Origin of the sequence: Corynebacterium cystitidis (assembly GCF_900187295.1) — a bacterium.
Taxonomy (GTDB): domain Bacteria; phylum Actinomycetota; class Actinomycetes; order Mycobacteriales; family Mycobacteriaceae; genus Corynebacterium; species Corynebacterium cystitidis.
Genome location: NZ_LT906473.1, coordinates 63365 through 76857 on the forward strand (window position 1 = coordinate 63365; position 13493 = coordinate 76857).

At 53.7% G+C, this 13493-nt stretch carries 12 protein-coding genes; 4 read left to right on the forward strand and 8 right to left on the reverse strand.

Going from position 1 to position 13493, the window contains the following annotated elements:
* Positions 1-64: 64 nt before the first annotated feature.
* The 6 genes from CKV99_RS00315 to eccCa all read right to left on the reverse strand — a co-directional run bounded on the left by CKV99_RS00315 (position 65) and on the right by eccCa (position 6605).
* Positions 65-358 (reverse strand): WXG100 family type VII secretion target, encoded by a 294-nt coding sequence (locus CKV99_RS00315; protein ID WP_092260964.1) that lies wholly within the window; start codon positions 356-358, stop codon positions 65-67.
* Positions 359-417: 59 nt separating this feature from the next.
* The gene (locus CKV99_RS00320; protein WP_092260966.1) at positions 418-756 is read right to left on the reverse strand and encodes a WXG100 family type VII secretion target; all 339 of its coding nucleotides are present in this window, start codon (positions 754-756) and stop codon (positions 418-420) included.
* 174 nt (positions 757-930) lie between these two features.
* Positions 931-1230 (reverse strand): WXG100 family type VII secretion target, encoded by a 300-nt coding sequence (locus tag CKV99_RS00325; protein ID WP_092260968.1) that lies wholly within the window; start codon positions 1228-1230, stop codon positions 931-933.
* Positions 1230-1559, reverse strand: coding sequence for a hypothetical protein (locus CKV99_RS00330; protein WP_143063490.1), 330 nt, complete (start codon positions 1557-1559; stop codon positions 1230-1232). The genes CKV99_RS00325 and CKV99_RS00330 overlap by 1 nt, the downstream gene beginning before the upstream one ends.
* A 1-nt stretch (position 1560) precedes the next feature.
* The gene (locus CKV99_RS00335) at positions 1561-2340 is read right to left on the reverse strand and encodes a hypothetical protein (protein ID WP_092260972.1); all 780 of its coding nucleotides are present in this window, start codon (positions 2338-2340) and stop codon (positions 1561-1563) included.
* A 218-nt stretch (positions 2341-2558) separates the two neighbouring features.
* Positions 2559-6605 carry a type VII secretion protein EccCa gene (gene eccCa, locus CKV99_RS00340; protein ID WP_092260974.1) on the reverse strand — a complete coding sequence of 1349 codons (4047 nt, stop codon included), beginning with the start codon at positions 6603-6605 and terminating at the stop codon, positions 2559-2561.
* A gap of 104 nt (positions 6606-6709) precedes the next feature.
* Here eccCa and CKV99_RS00345 point away from each other — a divergent pair, with 104 nt between their 5' ends.
* Complete coding sequence (locus CKV99_RS00345) at positions 6710-8149, forward strand: EsaB/YukD family protein (protein ID WP_092260976.1); 1440 nt, start codon at positions 6710-6712, stop codon at positions 8147-8149.
* 15 nt (positions 8150-8164) lie between these two features.
* Here the strand turns inward: CKV99_RS00345 and CKV99_RS00350 are convergent, their stop codons facing one another.
* Complete coding sequence (locus tag CKV99_RS00350; RefSeq protein WP_143063491.1) at positions 8165-8938, reverse strand: CpsD/CapB family tyrosine-protein kinase; 774 nt, start codon at positions 8936-8938, stop codon at positions 8165-8167.
* Between the two features lie 102 nt (positions 8939-9040).
* On the opposite strand from CKV99_RS00350, the gene CKV99_RS00355 reads away from it, so the two are divergent.
* Complete coding sequence (locus tag CKV99_RS00355; protein WP_231910116.1) at positions 9041-10405, forward strand: AAA family ATPase; 1365 nt, start codon at positions 9041-9043, stop codon at positions 10403-10405.
* A gap of 14 nt (positions 10406-10419) precedes the next feature.
* Complete coding sequence (locus tag CKV99_RS00360; RefSeq protein WP_231910117.1) at positions 10420-11067, forward strand: hypothetical protein; 648 nt, start codon at positions 10420-10422, stop codon at positions 11065-11067.
* A gap of 765 nt (positions 11068-11832) precedes the next feature.
* Here CKV99_RS00360 and CKV99_RS00370 read toward each other — a convergent pair.
* Positions 11833-12210 (reverse strand): hypothetical protein, encoded by a 378-nt coding sequence (locus CKV99_RS00370; RefSeq protein WP_092260982.1) that lies wholly within the window; start codon positions 12208-12210, stop codon positions 11833-11835.
* Between the two features lie 392 nt (positions 12211-12602).
* Between CKV99_RS00370 and CKV99_RS00380 the strand changes: the two genes are divergently transcribed.
* The gene (locus CKV99_RS00380) at positions 12603-13442 is read left to right on the forward strand and encodes a sulfurtransferase (protein ID WP_092260983.1); all 840 of its coding nucleotides are present in this window, start codon (positions 12603-12605) and stop codon (positions 13440-13442) included.
* Positions 13443-13493: the final 51 nt, after the last annotated feature.

The window sequence follows — 13493 nt, forward strand, 5'->3', positions numbered from 1 at the left end:
ACCGACACCACAGAATCAGCATGACCTGTGGTGATCAGCACAAACAACAACGAACGCCCAGGGGTTATTCCCCAGCTAGTGAGCTAGCCACACGGCCGCGGGTTTCTGACACAGCAGCAGTATTTTCATCAAGAGCACCACGGATCTGGCCTAAAATCGACTTCAAATTATTCGCAGCCGACGACCACTTACCGTGGATGCCTTGGTAGGTTTCCTGCTCCGAGCCCTCCCAATCACCAGCAAGTTTTTGAATATCCGAATCCATCTCCGACAACGTCGATTCGATCGCATTCATCACAGAATTCAATTCCTCGCTAGCAGATTCAGCAACCGAACGCTTATAGGAATACACAGACATAATAAAGTCTCCTTCTAGTCGTCATTCATTGAGGTAGTACGTAGTGCAGTGAAAGCGGATTACAAGATCGGGCCGGACTGGAAATCCATGCCCGCAAAACGCTGCTGCAACGTCGAGGTCTGCTCTTCTTCACCTGCCTGGTAGTCCTTACCAGCCTGCTCCACACGGCCCGTCAACTGTTCAAGCGCAGACTTGACCTGCTCCATATTATCGTTCCAAGCCTCAGTCATATTGTTCCACGCATCAACAGAAGTACCCTTCCACGACGCCTTCAAAGGCTCAATAGCAGACAGAAACTGATCGGACTGAGTGTTCAACTGCTCGAAATTATTCTGCAGAGAAGACACATGACTAGAAACAGCTGAATGCTCAACTGACATATTGTCTGACTGTGACATGACAATTCATTCCTTTACATATGATCAGGTATCCAAACAACAAAAACTCTTTCAGGACACCAGCTAACAAAACACAGAACCACACGGACAAAACACAGTGAGGGATTTCCGACCCCTCACCTTAAGCACACAGAAAACCTGAAGTACAGAGATGACAAGTGATGATGGTGAGGATCACGTTGTTTTATTTAAAATGTCTTGGATCGCGGTTCGTAATTCAGAGTTACCATCACGCGTGGTCACCAACGCGGACCGCACATCAGTCAACACACCACGCAACCCCTCAGCACCCTCAACCCACGACGCCATTATCTGCTGATACAGATCCGACTCAGATGCCTCCCAATACGGCTGAAGATCAGTCAACGACTGCTCAATATCATCTAACGTCTCACGAATCCTTTCCTGAACATGCAAAATCTTGGCCGCTGAATCAGTACTATCGCCAGTACTCAACGAAAAATGATCCGCCATCACTCTTGCTGCCCCTCACCACGAAGCTGGGCACCCATCTGGCTTAGTCCTGAGGCAGTCTCAGTATCAAACTGCCGAACCGCTGAGGCAATTTCACCAGAAACAGTGCCCATCGTGTTGATATTGTCAATCAAAACACGCCGGGAACCTTTCCAATCAGCGAAAAACTCCTCAACCGCAGCCACCATCTCACCGCCAAAAATATCATCAGGACCATCAATGCCATAAGCACCATCCTCAACGCCGCGAAGCGTCTGCGCCATCGCATCAAGACTGGTCTGAATCGCCTCAAGATCAGCCAACGGCACATTCCAATAATCAGATGACAATTTACTTAAACACCCCATCACCAGTAATCAACGCGATATAAGAATCAGAATCCTGCCCCACACCAGCACCGTCAGCACCGTCAGCAGCGTCAGTAGCGCCAGCATCGTCGAAAAGCGTTTCACCGACCGTATCCGGATACGGACGCACACTGGCAACCACCCGGCGCACAACATCAGCAACAATCTCACCGGTGTCCTGACTCGGCGCTGAACCTGACACCATCAACGTCCACGACGTACCAGCAACAGGCAACAACGCTTGATACGTATACGCCGTCCGACGATTCGACACAGGCCCGACCTGCCCAGTCATCGACGCAAACACAAAACTATCACCACGCCCAGTCGACTCCACCACCGGTGCCTTACCCTGAAGCTGCCGCTCAGCCGCCACAATACTTGCCGGTGCAGGAGAAGAATCCACCCACCGAAACAACAACGTCGCAGCAGAAACATCCTCGCCAACAACACCAGGCAGTACCAACGCCACAAGAACACCAGCCTTCTGGCACTGCTGAACAACCTGCTCTAACTGCTGCTTCACCGCACGCTTCTGGGCCGACGACAAACGAACCCCACCAAGATAATCATCAGCCACACGCTCAACCGTCAACCGCCACTGAGCAGGATGAGTATCAATCACACGCCACGTCACAGGAAGCTGCGCCGACCACAAAAACGGTGGCCGAGGCGCATCAGGATGAAACCTCACCAACGGCACACCAGACGACTCCGGCAAAGACGACCGTGAGATATCAGAACTACCTTCTCCTGATTTCATCGTCTTTTTAAACTCCTTCCCCGCAACCACCACAATGGGCGACAGGCTAACGGAAATAAGGTTGATAAAAAGTGTGATAGTTACCTAAACAAGCCCTTAGCGTAATAGCCCACCAAGAAAAGCGCCATAAGAAAACCCTGTGCGTTCAACATATAACGTCCGAAAACTCTCCACAAAGTAACCAATCACCCACCTAAAGCCTTGATATTCAAACCGCCTTATGGGAGAGTGGGGTCGGTCTGGGGGTGTTCTTCGGGGGTAAACCCAACCTGAATCATCTCCACCCGGCCTGAACGCTGCACCCACTGTGCACGGCCAGGAGGCAACGGCTTGAGGTGAATCTTTGGATAGATTGCCCCCTCTTGACGATCGCCTGACAGCAAGACTCCAGCAGCCCCAGCCTCCCTGATCCCCTGAATGAGAGGATCATAAGAAGCCCGCGCCATACCCGAGGAGCGACGAGCAACAATCACATGCAAGCCAATATCCGCAGCTTGCGGGAGGAAAGAAATGATCGGGCGAAGCGGGTTCGCAGATCCCTCTATCATGTCAATATCGTCAACCACAAGATAGATTTCCGGCCCCTCCCACCACGACCGGTTGCGAAGCTGCTCAATTGTCACCCCCGTGCCCGGTAACCGACGTTTTAATTCCTCAGCGATAGCCTTCGCCAAAGTGTCGCAACCTGGGCGGGTACCGGCGTAGCCCCCAAGGAAATGGTCGGGAATGACACCAAGAAGATTACGCCGCAAATCCCACACCCCAAACATGAGATCGCCGGGCTCCTTGTCGCGAATAATCTCACCGATCAAGGTCCGTAACGTCGTTGTCTTGCCGGATTTAGAATCGCCCACTATGAGAATATGGCGCTCATCGCCCTCAAGATCAAAATGGGCGGGCTCCAAGGTTGTTTCTGCAAGACCAAGAAGAACAGGGGGAGCATCTGGATGGGTACTGCGCAATTGCTCCTGATCAATTTGTTCAGGCAACATACGCACAACAGGAGCGGAACGCCCATGCCAAGCATCAGCAATAGCATTGACAGTTGCCAGTGGATTCTGCTGACGCACAACCATGGGTTGATTGATAAAAGGCAGACAGACCTGACTATACAAAGAATCAGAAGTGAGAACCCGACCGAGAGGCTGGCCTTTCAGGCCTTCGGCAGGTTTTTTACCCATTGATGAATCGATCGGATCGTTGAGCTCGAACTCCAAACGAGTACCAATAACCGCTTGTAAAGGAAGCCGAAAGTCTGCCCACCGGCCGGAGACGAAAATCACATGTACCCCGAACCCGAGGCCACGCTGAGCCAACTCAGTCACAGCGTCAGCCACATCGTCGTAATCTTTGCGTAAGGTTGACCATCCGTCGACGACCAAAATAACATCAGCGGCAGGCAGCTCTGGAAGTTTGCCCTGGGCATGCAGCTCTCGCATCTCGTCGACCCCAGAAATCTGATAACTGCTAAACAATTGTTCTCGCTGCTGCAGGAACATAGTTACTTCAGCGACGGTGCGGCGCAACCTGTTCTCGTCGAAACGCGTAGCAACACCGCCAACATGCGGCAATCCCTCCAAATAGTTCAGCTGCGACCCAGCCATGTCAATAAGATAGAAATTCACATCCGTCGGGCGGTGGGTCAGCGCAGCCGCGGTCACAAGAGTACGTACAGCCGTGGTTTTGCCAGATTGGGGCGAACCCAAAATCGCAACATTGCCTCCTGAACCAGACAAATCAATGGTCATAGGTCCCTGCCATTGCTCCAACGGTTTGTCTTTCACACCCATGGGAATCACGAGATGTCCATGTGACTGAGCATGCAGGCCAGCAATAGAATCCAAATCAACCTCGCCGAGCGCCGGAATCAAATCCACTGAAGTAGGAAGAGGCGGAAGCCAAATCTGACGAGTTTTCTTAGCTGCTGTAGAAAGGCGTGACACAACCAAATCGAGCGTTGTTGTAGAGGGGGTCGATTCAGAGTGTTTTTCCAATTCTGCCTCAAAAGCCAACTGGCGGTCATGGAGCCACTGTTCCGTCGTGTTACTCAACCCCAACGGCATGGGAACAGGGGGGAGCTGGCGTTCAGAACTTTGAGCAGAGGAAAGATACGGCCCAGAAACATACGCCGCCTTAAAACGATCAAAGAGATCGGGGTCCACCTTCAAAAACCCTGAACCAGGTATTGGGGGCAAGTCGTGGGCATCAGGCACACCAATCGCAGCCCGCGATTCAGCAGCAGAGAATGTACGCAACCCAATGCGATAAGAAAGATACGACTCCAAGCCGCGGAGACGCCCCTCCTCTAAACGCTGGGACGCAAGCAGGAGATGCACGCCGATGGAGCGTCCAATGCGACCAATCTGGACAAATAACTCAATAAATTCAGGTTTAGCAGCAAGAAGCTCACCAAACTCATCAATGACCACAAACAAAACCGGCAGAGGGTCAAGATCAGCACCCTCATCCCGCAACTGGTTGTACTCCCCAACGTTGGCCAAGTTGCCAGCTTCTTGAAGCACACGTTGGCGACGCTGAATCTCGCCCAAAATCGCATCATGCAGGCGATCAACCAACCCTGCCCCGTCTTCAAGATTGTCCACAATCGCTGCAGTGTGTGGAAGAGGCTCCAAGCCTGCAAACGTTGCGCCACCCTTAAAGTCTACAAGCACCAAAGAAAGCTGGTCTGGAGCATGGCAGACCACTTGTGCGAGAACGAGCGTGCGCAAAACCTCTGATTTACCAGAACCTGTCGCACCAACACACAACCCGTGCGGCCCCATTCCACCCTTAGCGGATTCCTTAATGTCAAGATAGATCGGTTCCCCATCCGCACCGAGCCCAAACGGAACATTAAGAAAATCATTGATCGGGCGAGGCTCCCAGGCCTCATCGATGCGATAGGTTGCAAAATCGTCCACACCCAACATGGTGTCCAGCCCAATAGTTTGCTCGAGAGGAGCGTCCGGGGTTGCATCTTCTACCAAACGAAGAGGAGAAACCGCACGAGCTATCGCTTCCGCAGTACCAGAGGGGACATCGTCGATAAGCCCTGAATTGCCTCCGTATAGCACACGTTCAGCGTAACCAGCCGCCCCCTCTTTCGGCTCGCGGATCTCACCGCGATCAAGCAACTGGACACGAAAAGAACGATTCTGGTCAACAACAACACGCACATCAACGTGCGAAGGCTCATTATGCTGAACAGAAGCTGTCGCAATCAACGTGATACGTGCGGCATCGAGAGACAAAATTGAGTTCATCCGGTCTGCGAGATCACGGCCATGCTCCGAATCCATATTCACCACAACGATGAGATGCGGTTTATCTAAAGGAGTAACCCGGTGCTTGGAACGAGTACTCAACTCCGTTGCGCGAGCATTAATTTCATTAATCAGCGAAGTAGCTGAATCTGCATCATGAGAAACTCCACGCTTACCAATCGGCCCATCGAACTCGTCCGGATTGAGCAAATGAGGAAGCCATAACGCCCAGCGCGCATCATCATGAACATCCGCCAGCGGGAGAGCAAGATGCAACCGGACATCGTCCGGAGCATGAAAAACTGACACCTGCGAAATAAGAGCGCGGACAGCTTCCGAAGTCAACTCAGGCGACCCAACTAAAGAAACAGAACCACGAAGCGGAATCGCAATCGGTAAATGCTCAATCGTGCAGGTGCGCCGCCGCATCCGATCCAAATGCGCCTGGGCCAAAGGCTCAGCAACGTTGAGCGGATTCGTCTCAGGAGGAACGCGTAGACCCCGCGCCATCGTGCCCACGCCAGTACCAATCCTGGCAACCAAAAAATCCTCATCCCCGCGTCGACGCTCCCACAATCGGTAAGGATCGCGCACCACATCCGTCAAAGCCCGGGGCTGTGGATTACGCGAGAGTGACTCGGAACGCTGCTCCAACGCGACTTTGCGCACCTCCTCCTCCACTTCCTCAAGATGCTCAAGGAACCGCTCTCGATCTTCCTCCGCCTTCTTGCGGGAACCAGTACTTCGACGAATGAACATGCCGATCGCCATGACAAGAACAGCAACAAACATAACCGAACCGACAGCCATGCGAATCGGGTTGCCCGAGGCAAACATCATCAATACCATGCCCGTACCGGCAACAATCGGCATGATTAACATCATGATGTTGCCTCGCTGACCACTTTGGCTAATCGTCGGTACAGGAGCAACCGCGATCGGATCTTGCTCTGCGATCGTCCGATGCAACCGGGCGGGACGGTGAACAATCTGCGTACTCATAATCTCTCTTCTGGCAAGCGATACCCAACAGTTAGGCGGCAAAATCAAAGTCTATTGAGAACCCTAAAACACTTTTACTATTTATTTGTGCAAATATAGTCCACATGAGCGCGATGTTTGTACGAGTGAGCGTATTTCACGATGGACGCCAACTGGATGTCAGTCTGCCTTCACAACGCCCTACGGTGGACATTACTGACGATATCGTCTCCCTGCTGTCCCAGCAGTCGAGTGAGAGTGACAGCACCAGTCCAGGAATGTCAGTCCCGGAAGCCCATACGTGGGTTCTATCATCACCCACACTCGGGGTTATCGACCCTCACGAATCACTAGATGAACGCGGGGTGAAAGACGGAGAGAGGCTGTACCTAACCAGCAGGCATGAAGCTGCCCGGTCGCCATTTGTCGACGATGCGATTACAGAAGTACGAGCCACAGTTGACACCAACCAATTGCAGTGGACGGGCGAAGGGCGGTCCACAGGATTTCTCATCGTAGCGTCAACCCTTATCGCCGTGTTCGGGCTTCTGTCAGGACTCGCCCTCGACAAACCAGGAAGCGAATCAGCAGGATTTCTCATCGGCTGCCTTGGCCTCAGCTCGCTTTTCCTAGCCGGTCTTGCCTGGTGGCGCCCCCACGCATGGATGCGTTGGTTAGGGATAGGCCTGCCGATCGCCGGGCTCTCTATCACCTGGCAGCAAACAGATACAGTATCCCTAGACACTCGAGTCACAGTGCTAATCTCAATAGTGGCGCTGCTAAGTTCCCTAGCTGCGTTTCTCGCTGGCCGTGGCACGCCGGGGAAGGGAATTGCCAGCATAACCGCAAGTCTCATTGTTTTCGTAGTTGCAGGTACTGCTGCGATCAGCACAGCCTTGGGGGCTGATATCTATGCACTATCGGCATGGGGTGCATGGCTTCCCATTCTTGCGCTCCTTGTCGCCCCAACCGTGTCGATCAACTCGACAGGGTTGGCAAAATTATTAAGAGTCAATGACACAGGCGAACAAATTGAACGCTCACTGATTCTTGAGAAAGCTCATCACAGTGAAGCAGTGAGTAGGGGAATCGTCTGGGCGGCTGTATCCAGCGCATTTCTTATCATTGTTGTGCTTGCAGCTAGCCCATTCTGGCAACATGGGACAGTAGCCCTCTTGCTTAGCCTGACGCTTATCCTGCGGACAAATGGCTTTGCTGATGCACGAATCATCATTCCACTCATGCTTGCAGGAAGCGCCGGTCTAGTGCTTGTAGCTGGGTCTGTAGCGCAGTGGGGTGCCCGCGGGTGGGAAACCATTGAATCCGGTCAACCCTGGTTCACATCAGGGCAGGGGGGACACGCCGGCTCCTGGATCGTGGCAGGCATCGTCACATACGTCCTGTGCATTGGTTATATCTTCTGGTGCCAGAAAGAGATCGATGAACTAGAAGAAGCACGAATTGTTCGAGTGTTCTCTGCCGTCGACATCGTCGTATCGGTTGCCATAATACCGGTAATTCTTGCAGCTCAAGGAGTTTTTACTTACTACTGGGTAACCACTTAGCGAAAATTATCTAGCTCACTCGGCTGGGTACAAGTGAGATAAAAGTTTGTGGTATAGGCTCAGCGATTCCGGATCAATTGGTAGCGTGATTTTCTCGCGTGCCTGTGTATTCATATTCACAACAGGCAAGGCACACGTATCGGGTGGCAGCTCAGTATCTGCAGTCGCGCCATACATCACAACGGTCACTCGTTTGTTTTGCGCAGCTTCTGAAAGTTGGTGCCCATCTCGGTAGAGCCACTCGTGGCCCTCGTGGTGCTTGTCTGTTACTAGCACAACATGCTTCGCCAACGCGGTGCCGGCCGAAAGGGTCTCGCTAGGACACGTGAAAGGTAAGTCAATGACCACTGCCGGCCAGCGATGAGAAAGACGAGTAACGGCAGCATCGAGAACCTCAGGCAGAATAGTGCCAGGGCTGCCACTCCACGTGGTCAACAGTGGAACCGCACCAGTACTATCCACAAATCTTTCAATATGCTCGCGGCGCAAGCTTTCTGTCGGAGACTGAACCAACCCAACGAGATCGGCCTCGCCCCGAGAGCCAAGCATGCTATGTAATGGCCGGTTCACGCCATCTCCGTCCACCAGCGCGACAGGTTGCTCCGCTACAGCATTCATCACCATCCCGATTGTGGCCGACACCGGAGAGGTAAGAATTCTCTTATTGAGTGCAGCGACCGCAACAGAAATCGGTCGATCAGTTTCAACAGGAGGTTTCCTTTGAGCATGAGCCACCGCATTGGACCAAAAAAGGTGTCGAAGACCGCGCGATTGAGTAAGAAATGACATGGTCATCAATCTCCTTTTGCGATGAAACTCGACAAGGCTATAAATAATTATAGGATAAGAAACGTTCAACTGAGCCGACACTACTGCGACAGGATCTACATAATGACGCACATGAATGATGGAGCCGGAGAAATTCCAGCCTGGCTAAAAGTAGATACCGCTAGCGATCAGCCTGCGCAGGCCGCGCCCGCGCGCGAAGAAGAACCCCCACGCGCAGTAGAACCGGCGGAGGCTTCTGTTGTTCCGCAGGAAGCTCCGGAAGCGCAGGAAGCTCCGGAAGCGCCCACCCAAGATATCGAAACAGGAACTCCGGATGTAGATACGCCAGTGAGTAGCGCAGATTTGCCACGCGAACCTGAGGTAACCACCAGCACTCAGCAAAAAGAACACACCACAAGTGGCAAAACCTGGCAGAACCACACCGCCGCACCAGCCGAGAGTGAAACGGGGAGTCGTCGACAAGCATCTCGCCGTGGAACCGGGGGTGGTGCTCACCGCAAAAGGCAATGGAACCCTGCAGGCGATGAAGAAACCTATGAACTTAGCCCTCCGGCCGCGCTCGACCAATCGAATCTTGTCAACACCGTCAAGCCTGCCCCGCAGAGGGGCTGGAGAAAGGTGCTGTACACTCTCACGTTCGGCGCAATCAATTTAGGGTCGTCGAAAAGGGAAAAAGAAGAAAACGCACTACTCGAAAAGATTCGAACGCCCCTGCAGGGCGACTACAGAATCGCTGTCATGTCTTTAAAGGGTGGTGTGGGTAAAACAACGACCACTGTCACCCTCGGCGGAGTGTTCGCGGAAGCCAGGGGAGACCGAGTCATCGCGATAGATGCAAACCCTGACCTTGGCACGCTCGCGCAACGCGTATCTGCTGACGGTGCCCCTACTATCCGTGAGCTCCTCGCCGCCACTGACACGTCACGGTACCCACTGGTGCGTAACTACACCACACAGGCAAACTCACGCCTAGAAGTGATCGGTTCAGAACGTGACCCGGCAGTGTCGGAAACCTTTAGCGACTATGACTACCGGCGCGCCATTGAGATTCTGCAATACCACTACAACATTATCCTGACCGACTGTGGCACCGGTCTCATGCATTCGGCAATGAACGGTGTTCTCGAGCTTTCCAATATGCTCGTTTTGGTCACCTCCCCAGCGCTCGACGGCGCGCAATCAGCTGCAGCAACGTTGGACTGGCTCAACCTGCACGGGTACGAACAATTAGCGGCCAACGCGGTAGTCGTCGTCTCCTCATCCTCGCCACAGCAGTCTTCCGTAGACTTCGAGCAGCTTGTCGAACACTTCCGCTCACGAACACGTGCCGTCCACACCATTCCTTTCGACCCACATCTGTCCGAAGGTGGCAGCATTGATTTAGACCTCTTAGCGACACCCACCCTTAAAGCTTATCGGGAATTAGCAGCGACCATCGCGCAAGACTTTTCTGGGCCAAACCGCTAGCGAAGGCATGAGCAATGAAGAAGTTACAACACCTGAGTGTTGCCGTGGTGGGCGCTTTACTCCTCACAGGTTGTTCCGCCCGAGTGGAAGCGCCAGAACCGGAAACCCATCAGCAAGTGGATCAGTTTTCTTCATGGGCTGCGGATCGGTCAGAACCTTATGACATTCCCGAACGCGCCTTGCGGGCCTACGCCTTTGCTGCATGGAAAGTGCGCGAAGACTCCGGCTGCGAAGTTGGCTGGCCGACAATAGCGGCCCTAGGAACCGTTCTTTCAGACCACGGCCAAGCTCAAGGAACAACACTTAACGAAGACGGGACAACTACTACTGAGCTTCGCGGTCTCGGTACCGCCCTCAAACCCAATGAGATGGTTGAAGACACAGACGGTGGACAAATTGACGGAACTACCAACCGTGATGTGCCTGTAGGCCCGTTCCAAATCATGCCCTCGCGCTGGGAACAATACGCCACCAGCACCGAAGCAGATCAGCCAGCAAATCCCGATGACATTGATGATGCGGCATTGACAACGGCAATCATCGTGTGTCAAGGAGGTGACCTCACCACACCAGACGGATGGGATCGAGGTATTACTGCTATTGTTGATGATCCAGAAACAGTGAAAGAAATCCATGCTGTAGCGAAGGAGTATTCGCGATGAACCGCTCTGTTTTCGCAGCTTTACTAGTCGCAGGTACAGTATCAACCGCAGTATCAACCGCAGCGTGCGGTGCTCCAGGCAGCGCCAAACAGGAAGACATAGCCCAACAAGTTCCTCCACTTGGACAGCTACCAGAGTTACCCGCTCATTATTTCCCGCCACCGCCAGAATCCGAATCTGAAACACCAGAGGAATCACCGGCTGAGGTGCCAACCCCAGAACCTAGTCCGATACCGGCGCCCGAGGCGTCTGGAGGGGATCAGGAAGATGCACCACCTCCGCCGGAGAGAGTCACCATCATTGAGCGGCAGCCACCTCCGCCTCCCCCACCTCCGCCTCCACCACCCAATCCGGGCCCCCAGCTTCCCAGCATTCCCGATAGAATCAGTGTTCCTATTGGGCCCGGCCAGCTATACGTCGACCTACGTTGATAACACTTAGATAACAGTGGAGTATTCACATGGATAAAGCGCCAGAGTCGGCAGGTCAAAGCGGGGACAGCCCCGCCGTGAGCACAACCCGCCCGCCGAAAAAGGATCACCGTTCCGCACTTCAATCGCAGAAACTTCGCATGAGTTTGCTCGACAAAGCTATCCGGTTCGGGCAGAGTGCACCCGCAATGAAGATTCGTTCGCCCCGGATCCTACTGGGGTCAGCAATCCTGGGGGCAATTGCCCTTGCCGGAACAATTGGCGCTTCCGCGTTAATCCAATTCTTTTTCAACTAGGCGGGCCTACGCATTCCCGCTCAACTCGCTCAACCAGATTATCGAGAAAGATTTTGGGCGGTATTCAACGCATTGTCAATCGAAGATTGAACCGCATTAGCCGCGTTCGACGCAGCCTGGTTTGCAGCGGCAACAGCCTGAGAACTACCGTGGTTCGCTTGAACAACAAAGCTATCAATTGCGTGTGGGATATTGCGAATGGCATTAGCCGTAGCATTGATCTGCCCTAACATACCGTTAAAAGCGGCGTAAGTAGCTCCGACCGGGCTTGACGGGTGTGAGCTGGTGAGGTAGCCGTCTGGTAATACATAAGTGACAGGGCCACCGCCAACTTCTTGAGCCTCGGCGACGAAAGGATGATGGAGCACCAGCACACCAGACAGGGCAACTACCGACAATTTTCTCAACTTAAACACGTGGCATGTTCCTCTTTTTCAAACGAACTTCTCTGCTGGAGAATTGTAGATGAAAATTGCTAGGGATAGTCACTACGGTCACGGCCGCCCCTGTCGCCTCCAACAACGATTGTCACCCGGGTCCCAATCCCCGGAATCAATAATGAAGAGCTGGAAGCTCATGCCCTCGGCGGGGGCCACTTTATTGTGGCTAGTGCGCCGTTTGTGGGCACCACACTGGCTGTCGGCGAGATGCTGGCACCTTACTCGCGTTCGGCTGGCAGCGTCGATCGGCGCGGATTGCCCGTACGAGGGGATTGCGGAGTGGCTTAAATCGCTTGTCGACGATGTCGTGATCCAAGTAGCTCCCGGGTATACGGCGGGAACGGCTTAAACCGCTTACACTCGGGTCTATGAACGTCTTCATCTCAGCAGACACTCTCAATGACTACATCCGAAACGGCAAGAAGCTAACCATCATGGCTTCACTGTGGAGCCCGTACGAAGGTGGCGCCGCAGCAAAATTCCAGTCGCACCACATCCCTACTTCTGTCTTTTGCCATGTTGCCTATTCCCTGGCAGGGCTGCCGGGATCGGAAGCAGGCCGCAACCCCATGCCGCCTGTAGAACACCTCGAAGTATCGTTCCGCGAGTGGGGCCTAGAAAAGGACCGCCCCATTGTGGTTTACGACGAAGGCAACAATGTTTACGCCTCCCGCGCCTGGTGGACGCTGCGCTGGGCAGGCGTGGAGGATGTGCGCATTCTCGACGGTGGACTGCGCGAATGGGACCGGAAAGGCTACGACACCATTGCGGGCCCAGGCAATATAGTTGTGGGTTCTGATATGGAGGTTGAGCCGAACTCGCTGCCTACCGCCACAATGGACGAGGTCCGCAAGTTCGAAGGCCTCCTGATTGATGCACGCAACGAGTCCCGTTTCGCTGGCCGCCGCGAAATCCTAGACCTGAAGTCTGGCCACATTCCCGGGGCTGTGAACATTCCGATGCCAGATCTGTTTGATGACAAGATGCGCGTGAGGTCTGAAGACGAAATTCGTGACAGGTTTGCCCAGGTGGGGATCACACAGAATACCGACCCGGCTTCCGTGATCACCTACTCCGGCTCGGGCAACCACTCCTCGTCTTTGCTGGCAGTGATGGCGCACGCCGGGCTGCCCATCATCACACACTACGTTGAGGGCTGGTCACAGTGGGCTGGCAACGTGAACAACAAGGTGGCCCGCAACATCTAGGCGGCCCGCATCCATAGCATTCGGGATCGCATTGGCTGATTTTTCGGTCCA